This is a genomic window from Variovorax sp. V93 (assembly GCF_041154485.1).
GTDB classification, from domain to species: Bacteria; Pseudomonadota; Gammaproteobacteria; order Burkholderiales; family Burkholderiaceae_C; genus Variovorax; species Variovorax beijingensis_A.
Window position 1 is genome coordinate 4,229,490 of record NZ_AP028669.1, and the last position, 20,770, is coordinate 4,250,259.

19 protein-coding genes are annotated in these 20,770 nt (G+C 68.4%); 2 read left to right on the plus strand and 17 right to left on the minus strand.

Features of this window, described 5'->3' with window-relative positions; translation table 11 throughout:
• Positions 1–3: 3 nt before the first annotated feature.
• The 14 genes from ACAM54_RS19990 to apbC form a co-directional block, all read right to left on the minus strand.
• Complete coding sequence (locus tag ACAM54_RS19990) at positions 4–2,994, minus strand: formate dehydrogenase subunit alpha (protein WP_369648731.1); 2,991 nt, start codon at positions 2,992–2,994, stop codon at positions 4–6.
• A 15-nt stretch (positions 2,995–3,009) separates the two neighbouring features.
• Positions 3,010–3,243, minus strand: coding sequence for a formate dehydrogenase (locus ACAM54_RS19995; RefSeq protein ID WP_369648732.1), 234 nt, complete (start codon positions 3,241–3,243; stop codon positions 3,010–3,012).
• 109 nt (positions 3,244–3,352) lie between these two features.
• On the minus strand, positions 3,353–3,970 hold the full coding sequence (locus ACAM54_RS20000) for a molecular chaperone (protein WP_145745620.1): 618 nt from the start codon (positions 3,968–3,970) through the stop codon (positions 3,353–3,355).
• The gene (locus ACAM54_RS20005) at positions 3,967–6,105 is read right to left on the minus strand and encodes a 4Fe-4S dicluster domain-containing protein (RefSeq protein ID WP_369648733.1); all 2,139 of its coding nucleotides are present in this window, start codon (positions 6,103–6,105) and stop codon (positions 3,967–3,969) included. Before ACAM54_RS20005 ends, ACAM54_RS20000 begins: the two co-directional genes overlap by 4 nt.
• Complete coding sequence (locus ACAM54_RS20010; RefSeq protein ID WP_369648734.1) at positions 6,029–6,685, minus strand: DUF3306 domain-containing protein; 657 nt, start codon at positions 6,683–6,685, stop codon at positions 6,029–6,031. Before ACAM54_RS20010 ends, ACAM54_RS20005 begins: the two co-directional genes overlap by 77 nt.
• Complete coding sequence (locus ACAM54_RS20015) at positions 6,678–7,247, minus strand: DUF3305 domain-containing protein (RefSeq protein ID WP_062365734.1); 570 nt, start codon at positions 7,245–7,247, stop codon at positions 6,678–6,680. The genes ACAM54_RS20010 and ACAM54_RS20015 overlap by 8 nt, the downstream gene beginning before the upstream one ends.
• A gap of 7 nt (positions 7,248–7,254) precedes the next feature.
• Positions 7,255–8,052: an ABC transporter ATP-binding protein gene (locus ACAM54_RS20020; protein WP_145745624.1), complete on the minus strand. Its 798-nt coding sequence runs from the start codon at positions 8,050–8,052 to the stop codon at positions 7,255–7,257.
• A complete protein-coding gene (gene modA / locus ACAM54_RS20025; protein ID WP_369648735.1) occupies positions 8,049–8,804 on the minus strand; it encodes a molybdate ABC transporter substrate-binding protein in 756 nt (251 codons plus the stop codon). The genes ACAM54_RS20020 and modA overlap by 4 nt, the downstream gene beginning before the upstream one ends.
• A gap of 40 nt (positions 8,805–8,844) precedes the next feature.
• Positions 8,845–9,528 carry a molybdate ABC transporter permease subunit gene (gene modB, locus ACAM54_RS20030; protein ID WP_369648736.1) on the minus strand — a complete coding sequence of 228 codons (684 nt, stop codon included), beginning with the start codon at positions 9,526–9,528 and terminating at the stop codon, positions 8,845–8,847.
• A 111-nt stretch (positions 9,529–9,639) separates the two neighbouring features.
• Positions 9,640–9,987, minus strand: coding sequence for a winged helix-turn-helix domain-containing protein (locus ACAM54_RS20035; RefSeq protein ID WP_018906443.1), 348 nt, complete (start codon positions 9,985–9,987; stop codon positions 9,640–9,642).
• 84 nt (positions 9,988–10,071) lie between these two features.
• Complete coding sequence (gene fdhF, locus ACAM54_RS20040) at positions 10,072–12,945, minus strand: formate dehydrogenase subunit alpha (protein ID WP_369648737.1); 2,874 nt, start codon at positions 12,943–12,945, stop codon at positions 10,072–10,074.
• Positions 12,942–14,687, minus strand: coding sequence for an NAD(P)H-dependent oxidoreductase subunit E (locus ACAM54_RS20045; RefSeq protein ID WP_369651001.1), 1,746 nt, complete (start codon positions 14,685–14,687; stop codon positions 12,942–12,944). The genes fdhF and ACAM54_RS20045 overlap by 4 nt, the downstream gene beginning before the upstream one ends.
• Positions 14,688–14,928: 241 nt before the next feature.
• Positions 14,929–15,873 (minus strand): LysR substrate-binding domain-containing protein, encoded by a 945-nt coding sequence (locus tag ACAM54_RS20050; protein ID WP_145745633.1) that lies wholly within the window; start codon positions 15,871–15,873, stop codon positions 14,929–14,931.
• 14 nt (positions 15,874–15,887) lie between these two features.
• Positions 15,888–16,979, minus strand: a complete 1,092-nt coding sequence (gene apbC, locus ACAM54_RS20055; RefSeq protein WP_369648738.1) for an iron-sulfur cluster carrier protein ApbC — start codon at positions 16,977–16,979, stop codon at positions 15,888–15,890.
• Between the two features lie 102 nt (positions 16,980–17,081).
• On the opposite strand from apbC, the gene ACAM54_RS20060 reads away from it, so the two are divergent.
• Positions 17,082–18,275, plus strand: a complete 1,194-nt coding sequence (locus ACAM54_RS20060) for a patatin-like phospholipase family protein (protein ID WP_369648739.1) — start codon at positions 17,082–17,084, stop codon at positions 18,273–18,275.
• Between the two features lie 6 nt (positions 18,276–18,281).
• Here the strand turns inward: ACAM54_RS20060 and ACAM54_RS20065 are convergent, their stop codons facing one another.
• Positions 18,282–18,932: a TetR/AcrR family transcriptional regulator gene (locus ACAM54_RS20065; RefSeq protein WP_369648740.1), complete on the minus strand. Its 651-nt coding sequence runs from the start codon at positions 18,930–18,932 to the stop codon at positions 18,282–18,284.
• 77 nt (positions 18,933–19,009) lie between these two features.
• Here ACAM54_RS20065 and ACAM54_RS20070 point away from each other — a divergent pair, with 77 nt between their 5' ends.
• Positions 19,010–19,585 carry a redoxin domain-containing protein gene (locus ACAM54_RS20070; protein WP_369648741.1) on the plus strand — a complete coding sequence of 192 codons (576 nt, stop codon included), beginning with the start codon at positions 19,010–19,012 and terminating at the stop codon, positions 19,583–19,585.
• A gap of 18 nt (positions 19,586–19,603) precedes the next feature.
• Here ACAM54_RS20070 and ACAM54_RS20075 read toward each other — a convergent pair whose 3' ends face one another.
• On the minus strand, positions 19,604–20,392 hold the full coding sequence (locus tag ACAM54_RS20075; RefSeq protein ID WP_369648742.1) for a phytanoyl-CoA dioxygenase family protein: 789 nt from the start codon (positions 20,390–20,392) through the stop codon (positions 19,604–19,606).
• Positions 20,393–20,398: 6 nt separating this feature from the next.
• Positions 20,399–20,710, minus strand: a complete 312-nt coding sequence (locus tag ACAM54_RS20080; protein ID WP_369648743.1) for a hypothetical protein — start codon at positions 20,708–20,710, stop codon at positions 20,399–20,401.
• Between the last annotated feature and the right edge of the window lie 60 nt (positions 20,711–20,770).

Below are 20,770 nucleotides of genomic sequence, written 5' to 3' on the forward strand. Positions count from 1 at the left end.
ACCTTATGCCTTTTCCACGTTGCAGACCGTGGTCTTGGTTTCCTGCATCATGGTCACACTGTCGTAACCGTAGGTCGTGCCGGTATTGATGGCCTCGCCGCGCACCACGGGGGCGGCACCTGCGGGGTAGTAGCCGAGCATGTCGGCGCCCTGCCAATGGCCCGAGAAGTGGAACGGCATGAAGACCGTGTCGGGCCCCACGCGCTCGGTCACCAGGGCCTGCACGTTGAGCTTGGCGCCGGTGGGCGTGTGCACCCAGGCGCGCTCGCCGTTGCGGATGCCCTTCTCGGCCGCGACCTTGGGATTGATCTCGATGAACATCTCCTGCTGCAGCTCGGCGAGCCAGGGGTTCGAGCGGGTTTCCTCGCCGCCGCCCTCGTATTCGACGAGGCGGCCCGAGGTCATCACGTACGGGAACTTCTCGGCCACCTTGTCGGCGATGTTCTTCTGCTGCACGCTCTTGTAGAGCGTGGGCAGGCGCCAGAAGGCCATCTTGTCGTCGTGCGTCGGGTACTTGGCCATCAGGTCGGGCCGGTTGCCGTAGAGCGGCTCGCGGTGTTGCGGAATCGCGTCGGGAAAGTTCCAGACCAGCGCGCGCGCCTTCGCATTGCCGAAGGGATGGCAGCCGTGGTTCTTCATGAACACGCGGATCATGCCGCCCGAGCTGTCGGTCTTCCAGTTCTTGCCTTCGGCCTTCGGCTTCTCGGCCTCGGTGAGCTCGTCCCACCAGCCCAGCTTCTTGAGCAGCACGTGGTCGAGTTCGGGGTAGCCGGTGGTGATGTCGGCGCCCAGCGAGTGCGAGCCGTCCTCGGCCAGCAGGTTCTTGCCGTCGCGCTCCACGCCGAAGTTCGCGCGGAAATTGCCGCCGCCTTCCATCACGTGCTTGGAGGTGTCGTAGAGGTTGGGCGAGCCCGGGTGCTTGAGCTCGGGCGTGCCGTAGCAGGGCCACGGCAGGCCGAAGTAGTCGCCCGTGAGGTCGTAGCCGTTGACCTTGTCCTTCACGCCGGCCTTCACCTTGAGCGTGCGCACGTCGAAGGCGCCCATGTTGCGCATGTGGGCCTGCAGCCGCTCCGGGCTCTGGCCGGTGTAGCCCACGGCCCAGCAGGTCTTGTTGATCTCGCGCAGGATGTCGTCGGGCACGGGCTCGTCCATGCCCTTGACCTTCTGCATCTTGAAGTTCTTGCTCAGTTCCTTGCCGAAGCCCAGGCGGTCGGCGAACTGCTGCATGATCATGTGGTCGCTGCGGCTTTCCCACAGCGGCTCGATCACCTTCTCGCGCCACTGGATCGAACGGTTCGATGCGGTGACCGAGCCGCTGGTCTCGAACTGCGTGCATGCGGGCAGCAGGTAGACGGCGCGGTTCTTGTTGAGGTCGTCGGGGTTGCCGGGCATCGCCGCCATGGCCGCGGTGGCCGAGGGATAGGGGTCGACCACCACCAGCAGGTCGAGCTTGTCCATGGCGCGCTTCATCTCGAGGCCGCGCGTCTGCGAGTTGGGCGCATGGCCCCAATAGAACACGCCGCGCAGGTTCGAGTCCTGGTCGATCAGCTCGTTCTTCTCGAGCACGCCGTCGATCCAGCGCGACACGGTGATGCCGGGCTTCGTCATCATCGCGGGCGATGCGAAGCGGCCCTTGATCCATTCGTAGTCGACGCCCCAGGTGGCGGCGAAGTGCTTCCAGGAGCCTTCGACGATGCCGTAGTAGCCGGGCAGCGAATCGGGGTTCGGGCCCACGTCGGTGGCGCCCTGTACGTTGTCGTGGCCGCGGAAGATATTGGTGCCGCCGCCCGACTTGCCCACGTTGCCGAGCGCAAGCTGCAGGATGCACGAGGCCCGCACGATCGCGTTGCCGATGGTGTGCTGCGTCTGGCCCATGCACCACACGACGGTGCCGGGACGGTTCTCGTTGAGCCAGGTCGCCACCTTGAGCACCTGGGCCTCCTTCACGCCGCAGGCCTCCTCGACCTTGTCGGGGGTCCACTTGGCCAGCACTTCCTCGCGCACCTTGTCCATGCCGAAGACGCGGTCGTTGATGTACTGCTTGTCTTCCCAGCCGTTCTTGAAGATGTGGTGCAGGATGCCGAACAGGAAGGCGATGTCGGAGCCCGAGCGGATGCGCACGTACTCGTCGGCCTTGGCCGCGGTGCGCGTGAAGCGCGGATCGACCACGATCATCTTGCAGCCATGCTCCTTGGCATGGAGCATGTGCAGCATGCTGACCGGATGCGCCTCGGCGGCGTTGGAGCCGATGTACATCGCCACCTTGGCGCCGCGCATGTCGTTGTACGAATTGGTCATGGCGCCGTAGCCCCATGTGTTCGCGACGCCCGCGACCGTGGTCGAGTGGCAGATGCGCGCCTGGTGGTCGCAGTTGTTGCTGCCCCAGAAGCTCACGAACTTGCGCAGCAGATAGGACTGCTCGTTGCTGTGCTTGGACGAACCGATCCAATAGACCGAATCGGGCCCGCTGGCCTGGCGCAGTTCCTTCAGCTTGGCGGTGATCTCGTCGAGCGCGGTGTCCCAGCTGATGCGTTCGTACTTGCCGTTGACCAGCTTCATCGGATAGCGCAGCCGGTATTCGCCGTGGCCGTGCTCGCGCAGTGCGGCGCCCTTGGCGCAATGCGCACCAAGGTTGATCGGCGAATCGAACACCGGCTCCTGGCGCACCCAGACGCCGTTCTCGACCACCGCATCGGAGGCGCAGCCGACCGAACAATGGGAGCACACGGTGCGCTTGATCTCGACCTTGCCGGCGCCGACCGCGGCGGGCCGCGCATCGCCGGCCGCCTCGGCCTTGCGCATCAGCGTGAGCTGGCCCGCGGCCAGGCCCACGCCCACGCCAAGCCCGGAGCGCCGCAGGAACGCGCGCCGGTCCATGGTGGGCAGCGCGCCGGAAAGGCCGCGCCGCAGGCTGTGGATGAACGGGGAGGACGACTCGCGCTCCCCTTGCCGCGAGACACCGTTCGCGGGGGCTGTTTTCTTGGTCAGCAACATCTTGGATCTTCCGCTTCAGGCCGAAGCGGTCTTGTAATAGCGCTTGACGTGTTCGCTCAGCGAATAGCCGCCGCCTTTTTCAGGCACGGGCTTCGCCGCGGGCGCAGCGGCTTCGACCGCCGCCGCGGGGGTGTCGGCCATCTTCGGAAGCACCGAAACCGCGGCAACCGCGGCACCGGCGCCGGCGGCACCTAGAAAGAAACCTCGACGCGAGGCCGGCTGGGTGCCGGCCGCTTGGCTGTCCTGCATGTGATCTCCAGGAGTGGCTGGGGGACAAACCAGATATGAACCGATTTGCATACATCTGGATACTAGTCGAGACCCTTATTCCCGACCATCAAGCTCTTCCTTTGAACGATCAACCGAGCATGTCGAAGCCTTGGACTTCGACCTCGGCGAAGGCCCGGGTGAAGCCGGCCAGCGACGCATAGAAATGCGCCTTCGGATGTTGGGCCACCGCATCGCACAGCGTCGGCAGCCACGACTGCAGGTGGGTGGCAAAAAAAGCCTGCTGCTGCGCGAGGTTGGCCACCGCCGCGTCGTCGCCGGCAATAAGGTAGCGCATCACCTCGAACAGGCAGGCAACATGGTCTTCGCTTTCGGACACGGCCTCGCCGCGCGCGAGCCCGAGCCGTGCCAGGTCGGTGCGAAGCTGCGCCAGCGGCTTGTCGTTGAGAAAGCCGCTCAGGTAGTGCGAGCCGAACAGGTAGATCTCGGGCTTGCCCATGCCGCCGAAGAGCGCGTCGTACTCGGCATGCACCGCGGCCGCGTCGGTGCCGCGCGCCGCGCCGACCAGCTGCCGCCAGGGCTCCTCGAGGAAGGCGCCGGCCGCGGGCGCCTCGGTGGGCGCCACGCCGAAGGCGCCGAGCAGCTCGGCGTCGGGCGCCGCATACCAGAGGCGCGCGAGCAGGCCGTAGACCTCGGCCCGCGCGATCTCCTCGTCGAGCGCCGAGGTCATGGGAGGAAATTCGCTCATAGCTGCGTGATCTTCATTTCGTTTTGCGCGCTGTACAGGTCGATCACCCGGCAGTCGCTGCACATCTTGAGCCGCTCGAGCGCCTCGCCCTGGAACATGGCGTGGCCCGCGAGCCTGCCGAGCATCGCCTCGATGGCCTTCTGCGTGCCGAAGGGCTTGCCGCAGCGGATGCAGGCCCAGGGCTTGGCCTCGTTGAGCACCACGGGCTGCTTGCGCTCAGGGGCGGCGAGCAGGCGCGGCACGAGCGCAATCGCGTTCTCGGGGCAGGTGGTTGCGCACAGCCCGCACTGCACGCAGTTCTTCTCGATGAAGCGCAGCTGCGGCGCATTCTGGTTGTCCTGCAGCGCGCTCGCGGGGCAGGCGCTCACGCAGGCCAGGCACAGCGTGCAGCTGTCCCTGTTGACCGTGACCGCGCCAAAGGGGGAGCCGGCGGGCAGTGCGATTTCAAGCGCTGCGGCGGCATCGGCAGGCGGCGCCGACAACGCGGGCGCCTGTGCCATCAGGTGGTCGAGCGTCATCTCGAGCGTGCCGCGCTTCTCGGCGCCCACGGCAAAGCGCGCGGCAGCGGCGGGCACGCGCTGGCGCGTGGCGCGCAGGCCGGCCAGGGCCGCATCGAGCGCAGCCGGCGTGCCGGCCTCGACCAGGTGGAAGTGGGTGCCGGAGTAGCCCAGGCCCGTCAGCAGCGCCTGCGCGACGGCCATCTGCTTCTTCAGCGCTTCGAGGTATTGCGGCGCCTCCTCGCCGATGGCGAGCACCGCCACCTGCGAGGCGCCGAAGGCGATGGCGCTGAGCCACAGGTCGATGCCGGTGCTCGCAACATGCATGAGCGCCACCGGCAGCACGTGCGCGGGCACGCCGGCGAGACCGTCCCGCTTGCCGCGCCCCAGCTGGGCCGCGCGGCCGAGCTGTTCGATGAGCGCCTGCCCGCCCTCTTCGCTGTGCAGCAGCACCGTGGCGTCGCGGCCGCCGGCCCCTAGATAGGTGGCGAGCAGCGTGCGCAGCTTGCGGCCCTGGTCGGGCGTGCGCGGGTAGGTGTAGCCCAGCGCACCGGTCGGGCACACGGTAGTGCAGGCGCCGCAGCCCACGCAGAGCTGCGGATTGACGACGATGCGCTGGCGCTCCTTGTCGCTCGAGATGGCATGCGCCGAGCAGACCTCGACGCAGGCGTTGCAGCCCACCACTTCGTTGCGGCTGTGGGCGCAGAGCTTCTGCTTGTAGTCGAAGAATTTCGGCTTCTCGAATTCACCCACCAGCTCGCGCAGGCGCAGCACGGTCGACAGACCTTCGGCATGCGCCAGCCCGCCGGCCAGGTGGAAATAGCCCTGCGGCGGCGCATGCCAGTCGATCAGCGCGCGCGCGCCCAGGTCGAGCACCAGGTCGAACTCGGCATCGAGCGCCTCGGACGCGCGGCCGAAGTGGATGGCGCCGGCCACGCTGCAGGCTTTTTCGCAATCGCGGTGGGAGGTGCACTTCGCCATGTCGATCTGGTAGTCGAGCCCGATCGCCTGCTCGGGGCAGGCGCTCAGGCACGCATTGCAGCGCGTGCACAGGTCGAGGTCGATGGGGTTGTCGCGCGTCCAGCGCAGCGAAAAGGCGCCGAGCCAGCCCGTGAGCGATGCGATGCGCCCCGCCATCACGGGCCAGCGGCGTTCCTGCGCGCCGCCGGCGGCGCCGGGGCCGGTGGAGAAGATGGAGACCTGCAGCGAATCGGCCACCAGCGCGGCGGCCTTCTCGGCCGCATCGAGCGCGCCGACGATCAGGAGCCGGCCCCGGCTCGCGTAGCTCACGGTCGCAACCGGATCGGGCTCGGGCAGGTGGGCCACGGCCAGCAGCGCGGCGATCTTGGGGCTCGCGCTCTTGGCGTCGCGGCTCCAGCCGCCGGTTTCGCGGATGTTCACGAAGCGGATCGGCGAGGTTGCGCCCTCGGTCTGTTCGGCCAGCTCGGTGAACAGCCGGCGCTCCTGCGTGCAGGCCACCACCACGTCGTCGCCCGAGCGGATGGCGCGCTGGAAAGCCGGCGCCTCGCGGCGGCACAGCGTGGAATGAAGGGGCAGCGGCTCAGCCAGCGCCGCGCCGAGCGTCTTCGGCTCGAGCGGCATCGTCTGGTTGCAGTCGCAGATCAGCGTTGTGGTCATCGGTCTTCTGGCTTGCGGGCTGCGCATCTGCAACCTGCTGGCTGGGGAGGAATTCCTCCGGAGGCTGGGACTGTGCCACGTCCGGCGGTGCGGCGCCTTGCGGGGTTTCCGCGGGGACAGCGGGTTCCTGCTGTTGCGCCTCGGCCTCTTCCTCGTGCTCGAACAGCCTGAGGAACTTGGCGCTGGCCATCTGGCGCAGCACGCTGTCGGGAATCGGCGTCGATTGGGAATAGTCGTCCACGTAGGTGTCCATGCCGTCCATCACGTTGAACTGCGGATCGGCAAAGAGCTTTCTGAAAGCCGTGTTTTTCACCTCGGGCGCGACGTTCCTGGCCACGAAGGGCCGGAAGTCGGACTCGGGCGTGAGCGCTTGCGCTTCGGCGAGCGTGGGCGGGGGTATTTCCGCTTGCCCTTCGGCGGGAAGGCCGGCCGCGGGGCTCGCAGCTGCGGTCACAGGCGTTGGGGTTTCGACGCGCGCACCGGCCGCCTCTTCCACCTCTTGCACGGCGGGAGGAGGCGAGAGCTCTTCGCGCGCTTCCTTCTTGCGGCGCGACCAGCGGTCGAAGAAATTCTCAGACATCGCCCGCTCCGCGCCCGCGCTTCTTCTCGGTCGACACGCTGGCCGCGTTGCCGAAGCGGTCGACCAGCGGACGGAAGCTCTCGGGACGCTTGCGGCGCTTGGGCTCGATCACGTAATGCGCCTGCACGAAGCCGCGCATCCACTCGATCACCTCCTCGGGCGCGGGCACCTGCTCCACCGTTTCCTGCGCGTCGAGCCAGCGGCCGGCCTCGTTGTAGCTGAGGCTCACCACCACCGGCCGCGCGATCGGCTCGTCGGCCACCGTGGGCTCTTCCTCCATGCGCCACAGCACGAACCAGCAGGGCGCGGGCGTGGTGGCGTTCAGGTGGTAGCCCTCCACGTCGTCGCGGAATAGCTCGGTCTTGAAGCCGGGGTGCAGCCAGCGCTGCGCGCTCTCGTTCGCCTCGAGCAGGCGCGGCTCGGTGCCGAAGCCGGGCTGGTCGGGGCCGACGCTTTCGAGAATCCAGCGCCAGGACTGCCAGCGGCTCTCGACGCGCTCGCGGCGCATCACGACGGCAACATCGATGGAAGGATTCATGCGGCGATCGTAGCGCCGCCGCATGCCGCTTTCAGCTTGAGGGGCATCCGGCATCCTGCAGCAGCAGGCCGCGCAGCTTTCGATGCAGCGGCGAAGCCTCGGCGGCCGGCACGCCGCCCGCCTCGCGCAACGCGAAATCGCGGCTCTGCGCGTTGTGCAGGTCGATCTCGCGCACCACCTGGCCGTCGCTGTAGACGAAGGCCACGTCGGCCAGCGCCAGCACGTCCTCGATGTCGTGCGTGATCATCAGCACGGGAATCCCCCATTGACGGCTGACTTGCGCGAGTTCGCGGCGCAGTTCGCTGCGCAGCATGGGGTTGAGCGCGGCAAAGGGCTCGTCGAGCAGCAGCACCTGCGGCTGGCAGGCCAGCGCGCGGGCCAGCGCCACGCGCTGCTGCTGGCCGCCCGAGAGCTTCTGCGGCCGGCTGTCGGCAAGCGCCGCCAGGCCAAAGCCTTCGAGCAATGCCTGCACCCGCTCGGCCTCGCGCGGCGGCAGCCTGCGCCGGTGCCAGGCGGTCAGGCCGAACGCCACGTTCTCGCGCACCGACAGGTGCGGGAACAGCGCGTAGTTCTGGAACAGATAGCCGATGCGCCGCGCCGGCGCGGGCACGTCGATGCCGCGGGCGGAGTCGTAGAGCGTGCGGCCGTCGAGCCGCACATGGCCCGCCGACGGATGCAGCAGCCCCGCGATGGCCTGCAGCGTGAGCGTCTTGCCCGCGCCCGAGGGGCCGTAGAGCGCGGCAAAAGGCACGTCGGTCGCAAAGCGCGCCGCCAGGTCGAAGCGGCGGGTGCCGTCGGTGACCGTGAGCTTCAGGTCGACGTCGATCATGGCTTGCCGAAGCCGTAGCGCGCCAGGACTTCACGCGCGGCGTCGCTGGAAAGAAAGGCCACGAAATCCGCGGCCAGCGTTTTCTGCCGGCTTTCGGCGACCACCGCGACCGGGTAGGTCACCGGCGAGGAACCCGTGGGCGCAAAGGCGACCCTGACCTTCTCGCTCATCACGGCCGCATCGGTGCGGTAGACGAAACCGGCCTCGACCTCGCCGCGGGCCACGTAGTCGAGCACCTGGCGCACGCTGTCGGCCTGCACGAACTTCGGTTCGAGCACGCTCCAGAGTCCCGCCCCTTCCAGCACCTGCCGCGTGTAGCGGCCGACCGGCACGGTGGCTGTCTTGCCGACGGCAATCCTCCGGACGCCCGCGCCGGAAAGGTCCTGCAGCGACTTGACGCCGGCCGCGCCCTTGGCCGGCTCGATCAGCACCAGGGCGTTGCTCGCGAAGTTGCGGCGCGTGGCCGCATCGATGAGCTTCTGTTCGACGGCGCGGCCCATGGTCTCCTGGTCCGCGCTCGCGAACACGTCGACCGGGGCACCCTGCCCGATCTGCTGCAGCAGCACGCCCGAGGCCGCGAAATTGAAGCGCACCGTGGCGCCCGGCTTCGTGGCCTCGAATTTCGGTCCCAGTTCCTTGAACGCGTCCGTCAGGCTGGCAGCCGCGGACACGGTGATCTGCTGGGCCGCCGCGCCCAGCGGCAACACCATGGCCAGCACAAGAGGCAGAAGAAGAAGACGCAACGCACGCATGGACGGGTTTCCTGGTTTTCCTGGTTGGGGGGTGGATCGCTCAGCGCAGCGAGAAGAAGCGGTTCGACAGCACCAGCACGGTGACCGACAGCAGCGAGGTCACCACCACCAGCAGCAGCGCCAGGTCGTCATGGCCGGCCTGCACGGCGTCGTAGATGGCCATCGACAGGGTCTGGGTCTGCTGCGGAATGGAGCCCGCCACCATCAGCGAGGCGCCGAATTCGCCCATGGCGCGCGCGAACGCGAGCAGGGTGCCGGCCAGGATGCCGGGCCAGGCCAGCGGCAGCGTCACGCGCAGAAAAACCGAGAGCGGCGACTGGCGCAGCGTGCTGGCGGCGGCTTCGAGCGAGCGGTCCACGCCCGCGAAAGCGGCGCTCGCCGACTTCAGCACCAGCGGCAGCGCCACCACGGCCGACGCCACCACGGCGCCATGCCAGCTGAAGATGATGCTGTAGTCGAAATGCTCGCGCAGCCAGCTGCCGAGCGGGCTGTGGCGCCCCGCCGCCACCAGGATGGCATAGCCGATGACCGTGGGCGGCAGCACCAGCGGCAGCATGAACACCGCCTCGAGCACCATGCGGCCCGGGAACCGCTGGCGCGCGAACACCCAGCCCAGCGCCACGCCGGCAATGAGCGCCAGCAGGGTCGCGACCGCGGCCACCTTGAGCGACAGCACCAGCGGGAACCAGTCGGCCGAGGCGATGAGGGAGTTCGTCGTATTCATGAAGATACAACGCAATTGTTGCACGAACGGACTTTCCCCCATGCAGGGGCGTCCGTGGCAGGTGCAGGAGGATGGCGCCGATATCCCTTCGGATACAGCGCGTGGGACAGTTCAGGGTGCCAGCAGGCGCGTCAGCGCGCGCACGTCCGCCGCCGTGGCCAGGCGCGCGGCGTTCTCGATGGCGCGGTAGTGCTTGACGATTTCCTCGCCCACCGGGGTGAGCGCCGTGCCGCCGCCGCGCGAGCCGCCGGCCGCGGTGTTCACGGCCGGGGAGCTCAGGGCGTTGTTCATTTCATCGATCAGCATCCAGGCACGCCGGTACGACATGCCCAGCTGGCGCGCTGCGGCAGAGATCGAGCCGGTTTCCGCCACCGCCTCCAGCACGGCGACCTTGCCGGGGCCGAAGGCGATGCTGTCGTCCCTGTAGATGCGCAGGCGGAACTGGACTCTGGTTTTCATGCCGGTGGTGATGCGAAGGAACGGTGCGGGAGGAGCTTGGCGCCAAGGTTAAACCATGGCCCCGCCGTCCTCGCCGCCCCGCCCTCAGTCCACCGCCGCGAGCACGCCGGAGCCGGTGCCGTAGCCGGCCGCCGCCATCGGCTGGCCGCCGCGCGCAATGCGCACCGCGCAGTACTTGAACTCCGGGATCTTGCCCATGGGATCGAGCGCGGCATTGGTCATCAGGTTGGCCGCCGCCTCGTAGTAGGCGAAGGGAACGAACACCGCGCCGCTGGGCGTGCCGTCGTCGCGCCGCACGTGGATGGCAACCTCGCCGCGGCGCGACTGCACGGTGATCACGTCGCCGGCCTCGAGCCCGAGCTTCAGCAGGTCGGCCTGGTTCATCGAGGCGGTGGCCATGGGCTCCAGCGCATCGAGCACGGAGGCGCGCCGCGTCATGCTGCCGGTGTGCCAATGCTCGAGCTGGCGGCCGGTGATGAGCACGAAGGGGTACTCGGCATCGGGCCGCTCGTCGGCCGGAATGATGTCGGCGGGCACCAGCTTCACGCGGCCGTCGGCCGTGGGGAAGTCGTCGATGAACACCGTGGGCTGGCCCGGGTCGTCCTCGCTCAGGCAGGGGTAGGTCACGCTCGAATCGCGCTGCAGCCGCTCCCAGCTGATGCCGCTGATGACCGCATGCATGGCCTGGCGCATTTCCTCGTAGACCGCGGCCACGCCCGACTCCTCGCCCTCGTAGTTCCACGCGAGGCCCATGCCCCTGGCGATCTGCTGGATGATCCAGAGATCGGGCCGCGCGTCTCCCGGCGGGTTGAGCGCGCGCTTGCCCAGCTGCACCATGCGGTCGGTGTTGCTGACCGTGCCGGTCTTCTCGGGCCAGGCGCTCGCGGGCAGCACCACGTCGGCGAGCCAGGCGGTCTCGGTCATGAAGATGTCCTGCACCACCAGGTGCTCCAGGCTCGCGAGCGCATGGCGCGCATGGTTCAGGTCGGGGTCGCTCATGGCCGGGTTCTCGCCCATGATGTACATGCCGCGCACCTTGTGCGGATCGCTGTCGGGCGCGAGCGCCTTGTGCATGATCTCGACCACGGTGTAGCCCGGCGTCGCGTCGAGCGGCGTGCCCCAGAAGTCCTCGAACCATGCATGCACCGCCGGGTTGTCGACGCGCTGGTAGTTGGGGAACATCATCGGGATCAGGCCCGCGTCGCTCGCGCCCTGCACGTTGTTCTGGCCGCGCAGCGGATGCAGGCCCGAGCCTGGCTTGCCGATCTGGCCGGTGACGGTGGCCAGCGCGATGAGGCAGCGCGCGTTGTCGGTGCCGTGCACGTGCTGGCTCACGCCCATGCCCCAGAGGATCATCGAGCCCTTGGCAGTGGCAAAAGCCCGCGCCACCTCGCGCAGTGTTTCGGCCGGCACGCCGCAGATGGGTGCCATCGCCTCGGGGCTGTAGCCCTTCACGTTCTCGCGCAGCGCCTCGTAGTTGCTGGCGCGCGTGCGCACGAACTCCTGGTCGACCAGGCCCTCGTCGATCACGGCATGGATCAGCGCATTGAGCATGGCCACGTCGGTGTCGGCCTTGAACTGCAGCGTGCGCCAGGCATGGCGGCTGATGTCGGTGCGGCGCGGGTCGGCCAGCACGATCTTCGCGCCGCGCTGGGCGGCGTTCTTCATCCAGGTGGCGGCCACCGGGTGGTTGGCCGTGGGGTTGGAGCCGATGACGAAGATCAGCCCCGCATGCTCCACGTCGTTGACCTGGTTGCTCACCGCGCCCGAGCCCACGCCCTCGAGCAGCGCGGCCACGCTGGAGGCGTGGCACAGCCGTGTGCAGTGGTCGATGTTGTTGCTGCCGAAGCCCGTGCGCACGAGCTTCTGGAACAGGTAGGCCTCTTCGTTGCTGCCCTTGGCCGAGCCGAAGCCCGCGAGCGACTTGGGCCCGTAGCTGTCGCGCAGGCCCGAGAGCTTGCCGGTGGTGAGCGCGAGCGCCTCTTCCCAGCTGGCTTCGCGGAAATATTCGCTCCAGTCGCCTGGCCGCGGCGCGTCGCCGAAATCCTTGGGCATGCCGGCCTTGCGGATCAACGGCTTGGTCAGGCGCTGCGGATGGTGCGCGTAGTCGAAGCCGAAGCGGCCCTTCACGCACAGGCGGTTGTGGTTGGCCGGGCCGTCGCGGCCGTCGACGCTGACGATCTTCTCGTCCTTCACGTTGTAGGTCACGAGGCAGCCCACGCCGCAGAACGGGCACACCGAATCGACCTTGCGGTCGACCTCTTGCGGGCCGATGTGGCTCTTGGGCATCAGCGCGCCGGTCGGGCAGGCCTGCACGCATTCGCCGCAGGCGACGCAGGTGCTGTCGCCCATCGGGTCGTCCAGGTCGAACACGATCTTGCTGTCGCCGCCGCGCAGCGCATAGCCGATGACGTCGTTGACCTGCTCCTCGCGGCAGGCGCGCACGCAGCGGTTGCACTGGATGCAGGCGTCGAGGTTGACGGCCATCGCGGGATGCGAGATGTCGGCCTTGGGCTGCTCGCGGCGCAGCGCCTTGAGTTCGGGCCGCACCGCGATGTCGAGCTTCTTGGCCCAGGCGCTGAGCTCTCCGTGCTGCTGGGTGGCGTCGTCGCCGATCCACTTGTAGCCCTGGTCGGGCATGTCGGACAGCAGCATCTCGACCACCATCTTCTGGCTCTTGAGCGCGCGTTCGCTGGTGGCCTTCACTTCCATGCCGGCCGTCACGTTGCGACAGCAGCTCGGTGCGAGCGTGCGCTCGCCCTTCACCTCGACCACGCAGGCGCGGCAGTTGCCGTCGGCGCGGTAGCCGTCCTTGAAGCACAGGTGGGGAATCTCGACGCCATGGCGCTCGGCCGCCTTGTAGATGGTTTCGCCGTCGAAGGCCTGGATGGCTTGGCCGTCGAGGGTGAATTCGATGGTTTGCGGCATCAGCTCCGCGAGCTTGGACGGGGCGTTCATGCCACCTCCTCCGGAAAATATTGCTGGATGCAGCGGATCGGATTGGGCGCCGCCTGGCCGAGCCCGCAGATGGAGGCGTCGCCCATGACCTGCGCCAGGTCTTCGAGCGTGGCGTTGTCCCATACGGGCGCATGCATCAGCGCCGCGGCCTTGGCGGTGCCGACGCGGCAGGGCGTGCACTGGCCGCAGCTCTCGTGCTCGAAGAAGCGCATCACGTTGAGCGCGGCGTCGCGGGCGCGGTCGTGCTGGCTCAGCACCATCACGGCCGCCGAGCCGATGAAGCAGCCGTAGGGCTGCAGCGTGTCGAAGTCGAGCGGAATGTCGTTCATGCGCGCCGGCAGGATGCCTCCCGATGCACCGCCCGGCAGGTAGGCGTACAGCGCGTGGCCGTCGAGCATGCCGCCGCAGTATTCGTCGATGAGCTCCTGCACCGTGATACCCGCGGGTGCGAGCTTGACGCCCGGGTGCTTGACGCGGCCGCTCACGCTGAAGCTGCGCAGGCCCTTGCGGCCGTGGCGGCCGAAGCCGCTGAACCAGGCCGCTCCTTTCTCGACGATGTCGCGCACCCAGTAGAGGGTTTCGAAGTTGTGCTCCAGCGTCGGGCGGCCGAACAGGCCCACCTGCGCGATGTAGGGCGGGCGCATGCGCGGTTCGCCGCGCTTGCCCTCGATGCTTTCGATCATGGCCGACTCTTCGCCGCAGATGTAGGCGCCCGCGCCGCGCCGCAGCTCGATGCGCGGCAGCGCACAGGGCGGATCGGCCTGCAGCCGCGCCAGCTCGGTTTCGAGCAGCGCGCGGCAGTCGTGGTATTCGTCGCGCAGGTAGATGTAGCACTGCTCGATGCCGACGATCTGCGCCGCCACCAGCAGGCCTTCGAGGAAGCGGTGCGGATCGCGTTCGAGATACGTGCGGTCCTTGAAGGTGCCGGGCTCGCCTTCGTCGATGTTCACCGCCATGAGCCGGGGCGCCGGCTGGTCGCGCACGATGCGCCACTTGCGCCCGGCCGGAAAGCCCGCGCCGCCCAGGCCGCGCAGGCCCGAGTCTTCCATGGTCTTGATGATGGCTTCGGCGTCTTCCTCGCCGTTGACGAGCGCGGATGCGAGCGCGTAGCCGCCGTGCGCGCGGTAGGTGGCGTAGTCGGTGAAGGCCGGCATGCGTTCGATGGCGCCGGGCAGCGGCGAGATGCTTTTTTCGGCGAACGCGGCCGCGTCGAAATACGCGACCGTGGCTTCGTCGGGGTCGGACTTCAGCGCCTGCAGCACCTTGGCCGTGGTCGCAAGCGGCACGGCCTGCCGGTCGACGGCCACTGCGGGCGCCTGCTCGCAGCGGCCGATGCAGGGCGCCGCAATCACGCGCACGTCGCCGCCCTCGACGCCGAGCAGTTCGGGCAGCCGCGCCAGCAGGTCCTTCGCACCGGCCAGCTCGCAGGCCAGGCCGTCGCACACGCGGACCGTGAGGCCCGGTGCCGCCTCGTCGCCGCGCACCACTTCGAAGTGGTGGTAGAAGGTCGCGACCTCGTAGACTTCGGCCATGGGAATGTTCATTTCCCGCGCCAGCGCCACCAGGTGGCGGTCGTGCAGGCAGCGGAAGGCGTCGTTGAGCTTGTGCAGGTGCTCGATGAGCAGGTCGCGCCGGTGGCCCTCGGCCGGAGGCGCGCCGATCAGCGTGCGCACTTCGAGCAGTGCCGCTTCCTCGGGCTGGCGGCCCTTGAGCTTGCTCTTGCGGCGGATGCGCTCGCGCATCTCGTCGGCGGTGGCGAGCGGCACGATGGTGTGCGTGCTGGCCGCTGCCTTTGTTGTTGTCTCGCGGGTCGTGGCTGGGTGGTTGTTCACTGCCTGGGCCTTTTTTCGATGTCTCGGAAATGCCCCAACAATGCTTGAGGCTGACCGAGTGTGTGGGGCGGCCCTGGGCGCGTCAAATTCGATCGGCACATCGATCGATTCAATAACTAAATGGCCGTCCGGGGCGGCCGCCGCACCGAGGCTATTCGCCGAGGGCGCCGCTGTGCAGCCGCACCTGCTCGCGCCATGCCGGCGTCTGCAGGAACACCAGGGCGGCATCGAGCGCGCGCGAGGGGCGCACGCCGGTCTGGGTCATGAAGCCCAGCGGGGTCTTGACCTCGGGGGCGACCAGCGGCAAGGCCTCCAGCTCGCGGTAGCTGCGCACGGCCGCCACCATCGACCCCGGCAGCACGCTGCTCACGGTGCCCGCGAGCACGGCCAATGCAAGGGTAAGTACCGAGTTGGTCTCGATGGCCGGCTCCAGCGCAATGCCGGCGTCGCGCAGCGCCTGGTCGATGATGGAACGGTTGTGCATGTCAGGCGTGAGCAGGCACAGCGGCCGCTGGCCGGCCTCGGCCCATGACATCGGCTGGCCGATGCGCAGCCGGTCGGCCGAGGGCCTGGCCGCGCGCCGCAGCAGGAAGTAGTGCTCCACGCTCTGCGGCCAGGCCGTGAGCTTGATGCCCGGCAAATGCATGCGCTCGGTATAGCCCAGCGCGAGGTCGACCGAGAGGCTTTCGAGCCCCGTTTCCAGGTCTTGCGAGCTCATCGACAGCACCGCCGGCACGATGCCCGGGTGCAGCTCGTGCAACATCGCGGCAAAGCGCGACAGCATCGGAATGGCGGTGGGCACCGCCGCCATGCGCAGCCGCCCGCGCGGATGGCCCTCTTCGCTGCGCAGCTCCTGCTGCAGCACCTCGTTGTCGCGCAGCATGCGCTGGGCCGTGGCCAGCACCCGCTCGCCTTCGTGCGTGAGCCCCACGTAGACGCGCGCACGCTTGACGATGACCACGCCGAACTCGCTTTCGAGCGAGCGCAGCGCGTTCGACAGCGCCGGCTGCGTGATGTGGCAGGCCTGCGCCGCGCGTCCGAAATGCTTGTGCTCGCTGAGCGCAACCAGATAGCGCATCGACGCGAGAAGATTCACGGGCGCGCTGCCGATCAGGTGTTCTTGCTGATGGAGATGGTCGGGAACTTCGCCGAGAAGTCCTTGGCCTTCTCGGCAATACCCACCGCCACCTGCCGTGCGACGGCCTTGTAGATGCCGGCCACTTCGCCGTCGGGGTCGGCCACCACGGTCGGCTTGCCGCTGTCGGCCTGCAGGCGGATGTTGATGTCCAGCGGCAACGCACCCAGGTATTCCATCTGGTACTGCTCGGCCATCTTCTTGCCACCCTCGGAGCCGAAGATGTGCTCGACGTGGCCGCAGTTGGAGCAGATGTGCACCGCCATGTTTTCCACGATGCCCAGGATCGGCACGCCGACCTTCTCGAACATCTTGATGCCCTTCTTGGCATCGAGCAGTGCGATGTCCTGCGGCGTGGTGACGATCACGGCGCCGGTCATCGGCACGCGCTGCGAAAGGGTCAGCTGGATGTCGCCGGTGCCGGGCGGCATGTCGACGATCAGGTAGTCGAGGTCTTTCCAGTTGGTCTGGCGCAGCAGCTGCTCCAGCGCCTGGGTGGCCATGGGGCCGCGCCAGATCATGGCCTCGTCCTGGTCGACCAGGAAGCCGATCGACATGACCTGCACGCCGTGGTTCTCGAGCGGCTCCATGGTCTTGCCGTCCTCGCTCTCGGGCCGGCCCTCGATGCCCAGCATCATCGGCTGGCTCGGGCCGTAGATGTCGGCGTCCAGCAGCCCGACGGCCGCGCCTTCGGCGGCCAGCGCCAGCGCCAGGTTGGCCGCCGTGGTGCTCTTGCCCACGCCGCCCTTGCCGGACGCCACCGCGATGATGTTCTTCACGTTGGGCATCAGCTGCACGCCGCGCTGCACCGCATGGCTGATGACCTTGGTCGTGATGTTGACCGAGACGTTGCTCACGCCCGGCACCGCCTTTGCGGCCGCCACCAGTGCCTTGCGCATGGCCGCGTGCTGGCTCTTGGCCGGGTAGCCGAGCTCGAGGTCGAACGACACGTCGCCCTCCGATATCTGCAGGTTCTTGAGCGACCGGGTCGCCACGAAATTCTTGCCGGTGTTGGGGTCTGCGACGGCCTTGAGCGCGTCCATGAGCCCCTCTGGGGTGAGTGCCATTGATCTAACTCCTGAATGGCGGGTAGTCTAGTGGGTCTCATGGCTCGCCCCCGGGTGCGCATGCATCGCCTTTCCCCCACCGGGGACAACAACACCAATCCAATGCCAGAGACACCCCCCGCCACCGGTCTCCTGCTCACCGGCGGCGGCGCCCGGGCCGCCTACCAGGTCGGCGTGCTCGAGGCCATTGCCGGGATCCGGCGCGCGGCGGGCCTGGCCGGCCGGCGCAATCCCTTCGACGTGATCACGGGCACCTCGGCCGGCGCGATCAATGCGGCCGCGCTGGCCTGCGGCGCCGACGACTTCGAAGGGGCCGTCGAGCGCATCGCGCAGGTCTGGCGCGACTTCCACGCCGGGCAGGTCTACCGCGCCGACTCGCTCTCGGTGCTCGGCAGCGGCACGCGCTGGCGCATGCTGCTCGGGTTCGGGCGCTTTGCCGCCAACTGGATGCGCATCAAGCCGCGCTCGCTGCTGGACAACGCGCCGCTGGCCGAGCTGCTGGCCCGCATGGTGCCGCTCGAGCGCCTGCCGCAGCTCATGCGGCAGGGCCACCTGCAGGCGCTGGCCGTGACCGCATCGAGCTACAGCTCGGGCGAGCATGTCACCTTCTTCGAAGCCGCGGTGCCGATGGAGCCCTGGGTGCGCTCGCAGCGGCTGTCGGTGCGCGACCGCATCAGCCACGCGCACCTGCTGGCCTCGTCGGCCATTCCCTTCGTGTTTCCAGCCACCGCGCTGCCGATGCAGGGGCATACCGAATATTTCGGCGACGGCTCGATGCGCCAGTCGGCCCCCATCGCGGCGGCCATCCACCTCGGCGCCAAGCGCATCCTGGTGATCGGTGCGGGCCGCATGCACGAGCCGCGCGACGCCGACGCGCCCAACACCTACAGCGGCTATCCCACCATGGCGCAGATCGCGGGCCACGCGCTGTCGAGCATCTTTCTCGACGCGCTGGCGGTGGACATCGAGCGGCTGCGGCGCATCAACCACACGCTCGGCCTGATTCCCGAGGAAGCGCGCGCATCGAGCACGCTGCGCCCGCTCGACCTGCTGGTGATCGCGCCATCGGAACGCCTGGACGTGATCGCGGCGCGCCATGTCGATGCGCTGCCCGGCGCGGTGCGCCATCTGCTGGGCGGCTCCAGGGTTGCGGCCGATGTGAAGGGCGGCGCGCTCGCGAGCTACCTGCTGTTCGAGGCGGGCTACACGCGCGAACTGATGGCGCTCGGGCGGGCCGACGCGATGCGCCAGCAGGGCGAGGTGCTGCGCTTCTTCGGGTGGGATGCGGCGGCCTGAAGCCGATCAGCGATCGCCGCCGCGGTCTGCGGACAGCCCCGCGAGCAGCAGATCCAGGCTCGCCTGGAACTCGCCGTCCGCCGTGCTGCCTGCGGCCGCATTGGCAATGTCGATCAGGTGCGCAAAGCGATCGGGCGGCAAGGCCCGGAACCGCGCGATGGTGAGTTCCGCCGACTCCGTGGCCTGCTGCGCCAGCAGACCGGCGAGCTCCGATTGAGCAAGCCCCGTGATCAGCCCGGACACGGCGCGGAAGGCCACGAGCAGGGCCTGTCCCGAGCGCCCGCTGCGGGCCAGCGCGCGCAGCAGGGCTTCGGTTACCTCGAACACGGCCGGCGAGCGGCTGCGGCGCGTGAGGATCAACGGGATGGCATGCGGATGCGCCCGTACCGCCTGCCACAACCCCGTGGCAATGGCCCGGACTTCGTCCTGCCATTGCGCATGGCCGGCAAGCGGCCAGCGCGCTTCGCCGATCACCGCCTCCACCACCAGCAGATCGATGTCCTCGCGCTGCGAGACATAGTTGTAGAGCGTCATGGCACCGGTGCCGAGCTCGCCGGCCAGTGCGCGCATGGAAAGGCCCGCCAGCCCTTCCCTGTCGACCAGCTCCAACGCCGCGGCCTGGAGTTGCGAATGCGTGAATTTGGCGGGTCGTCCCATGGAAGCGGATGTTGACGCAGTTTCGAAGGTGCGAGTATAGTTAATTACGTACATCGTACGTTAAAGGAATGGATTGCATGAAACTCGCACCTGGGAACACGGCTCCCGCCATTGCCGCAAGCACCATCCACGGCAAGCCCGTCCAGGTTCCGGACCCGCAGCCGCGCTACGTGCACCTTCAGTTCCGGCGCTTCGCGGGCTGCCCCGTGTGCAATTTCCACCTGCTCACCATGGGCAGGCGCCAGCCGGAAATTGCCGCGGCGGGCATTCGCCAGGTGGTCTTCTTTCATTCGTCGCGCGAGGAAATGCTCAAGTACCAGGCGCAGCTGCCCTTCGATTGCGTCGCCGACGCAGGCAAGAAGCACTTCAAGGCGTTCGGGGTCGAGACCTCCTTGCGGGCGCTCTTGCATCCCCGCGTCTTCTGGAGCGGGTTGCGGTGGATCCTGGCTGCCAGGCGCTTCTACACCAGGGCCGAGAACGGCGTCCTGGGACTGCCGGCGGACTTTCTCGTCGATGCGCACGGGCGCATCGCGGCCTGCAAGTATGGCGTGCATGCCGACGACCACTGGGAGGTGGACGAATTGCTGCAGTTGGCCCGCAAGGCGCAGCCTGCGCAGGCGAATCCGGGCGACGCGCCGGTCGTGCCGGCCTGACCGGGCGAGTTCAGCCGTTCAGCCGTTCAGCGCCCGCCAGATCGCCTCTTCCACCGGGCAGCGCACGGGCGACTCGAGACTGAAGGGCTCTGCGGGCAGCAGCGGCGGCTGCGCCATGAAGCGCGGATGCCTGCCGCGGTGCGGTTGCGCCGAATGCACGAGGAACGGGTGGCACAGGTACACGGTGCCCGCCGCGCCCGTCGCCAGCACCTCGGGCCACCCGGCGGATTCGGCAAAGCCATTGCGCGCCAGTTCCCCCAGCGACAAGCCTTCCTCGCCCGCCGGCGCCAGCATGCGGGCGATGTCGGCATGCGAGCCGGCGCGGATGCGCGTGGGTGCATCGTCCTCGCCCACATCCGAGAAAAGAAAGAGCATCAGCAAGGCACGCCCCTTCGAGCGGATGTTCGCCCGCCACGTCATGAAGTCGGGGTTCTCCAGCCCGAAGCTCGCGTCGATGTGCCAGCCGGCGTCGCCCGGATCCCCGGCCGAGGGTAAGCGCACGGGGAAAGTGCCCATGCTGCGGCACGGCTGCCACCGCCCCGGTCCGACGAGCAGGTCGAAGGCGCTGTGCAGGAGCGGCGTGTTCGCAGCCTGGACGAAGGGCTGCTGCGCGTACATGCCGAGCCGGACGACGGGCCTGATCCATGTCGACGGATCGTCCGGATCGCATCCGGTGTCGCGCCAAAGGATTGCACGGGCCTCGGCCGCGAGTTCGCGCGCAAAGGCGTTGTCGATGCGCAGGAAGCCGTCGCGGATGAAGGCCTGCGCGCGCGCATCGTTCACCGAAAGATCCGAATGCTCAGTCATGGGCGGCTAGTTGAGTCCGAAGAGCACGAAGATGCCCGCGACGAACCAGTTCGCCTTCGCCGCGCGGATCGCGCTCTCCTTCGAGATCGGCACCAGCTTCGCGCGCTTCCAGGCCCGCAGGTTGCAGGCAACGGCAAGCACCAACCCGCTGAAGAAAAGCAAAAAGGAATGCAGGCCGAGCGCTCCGATCAGCGACACCACGACGATCATCACGCCCGCCGCCCAGATGCCGCTCGAAGTGCTTGCCCGCACATGGCTGAGACCGCCGCAGGCTTCGCAGGTGGCAGGGGCGCCGCGGCTGGACCAGCGCTTGGCCATGCCGCCGACGCCAGGCTTGCGGCAGCTCGGACAGGTGTACTTCATGAAAAGTAGATCGCC

Excerpts from the sequence above, each read along its gene's own strand:
- ACAM54_RS19990 (WP_369648731.1), bottom strand. The coding sequence starts at position 2,994 with ATGTTGCTGACCAAGAAAACAGCCCCCGCGAACGGTGTCTCGCGGCAA.
- ACAM54_RS19995 (WP_369648732.1), bottom strand. The coding sequence starts at position 3,243 with ATGCAGGACAGCCAAGCGGCCGGCACCCAGCCGGCCTCGCGTCGAGGT.
- ACAM54_RS20000 (WP_145745620.1), bottom strand. The coding sequence starts at position 3,970 with ATGAGCGAATTTCCTCCCATGACCTCGGCGCTCGACGAGGAGATCGCG.
- ACAM54_RS20005 (WP_369648733.1), bottom strand. The coding sequence starts at position 6,105 with ATGACCACAACGCTGATCTGCGACTGCAACCAGACGATGCCGCTCGAG.
- ACAM54_RS20010 (WP_369648734.1), bottom strand. The coding sequence starts at position 6,685 with ATGTCTGAGAATTTCTTCGACCGCTGGTCGCGCCGCAAGAAGGAAGCG.
- ACAM54_RS20015 (WP_062365734.1), bottom strand. The coding sequence starts at position 7,247 with ATGCGGCGGCGCTACGATCGCCGCATGAATCCTTCCATCGATGTTGCC.
- ACAM54_RS20020 (WP_145745624.1), bottom strand. The coding sequence starts at position 8,052 with ATGATCGACGTCGACCTGAAGCTCACGGTCACCGACGGCACCCGCCGC.
- modA (WP_369648735.1), bottom strand. The coding sequence starts at position 8,804 with ATGCGTGCGTTGCGTCTTCTTCTTCTGCCTCTTGTGCTGGCCATGGTG.
- modB (WP_369648736.1), bottom strand. The coding sequence starts at position 9,528 with ATGAATACGACGAACTCCCTCATCGCCTCGGCCGACTGGTTCCCGCTG.
- ACAM54_RS20035 (WP_018906443.1), bottom strand. The coding sequence starts at position 9,987 with ATGAAAACCAGAGTCCAGTTCCGCCTGCGCATCTACAGGGACGACAGC.
- fdhF (WP_369648737.1), bottom strand. The coding sequence starts at position 12,945 with ATGAACGCCCCGTCCAAGCTCGCGGAGCTGATGCCGCAAACCATCGAA.
- ACAM54_RS20045 (WP_369651001.1), bottom strand. The coding sequence starts at position 14,687 with ATGCGCGAGCGCATCCGCCGCAAGAGCAAGCTCAAGGGCCGCCAGCCC.
- apbC (WP_369648738.1), bottom strand. The coding sequence starts at position 16,979 with ATGGCACTCACCCCAGAGGGGCTCATGGACGCGCTCAAGGCCGTCGCA.
- ACAM54_RS20060 (WP_369648739.1), top strand. The coding sequence starts at position 17,082 with ATGCCAGAGACACCCCCCGCCACCGGTCTCCTGCTCACCGGCGGCGGC.
- ACAM54_RS20065 (WP_369648740.1), bottom strand. The coding sequence starts at position 18,932 with ATGGGACGACCCGCCAAATTCACGCATTCGCAACTCCAGGCCGCGGCG.
- ACAM54_RS20070 (WP_369648741.1), top strand. The coding sequence starts at position 19,010 with ATGAAACTCGCACCTGGGAACACGGCTCCCGCCATTGCCGCAAGCACC.
- ACAM54_RS20075 (WP_369648742.1), bottom strand. The coding sequence starts at position 20,392 with ATGACTGAGCATTCGGATCTTTCGGTGAACGATGCGCGCGCGCAGGCC.
- ACAM54_RS20080 (WP_369648743.1), bottom strand. The coding sequence starts at position 20,710 with ATGGCCAAGCGCTGGTCCAGCCGCGGCGCCCCTGCCACCTGCGAAGCC.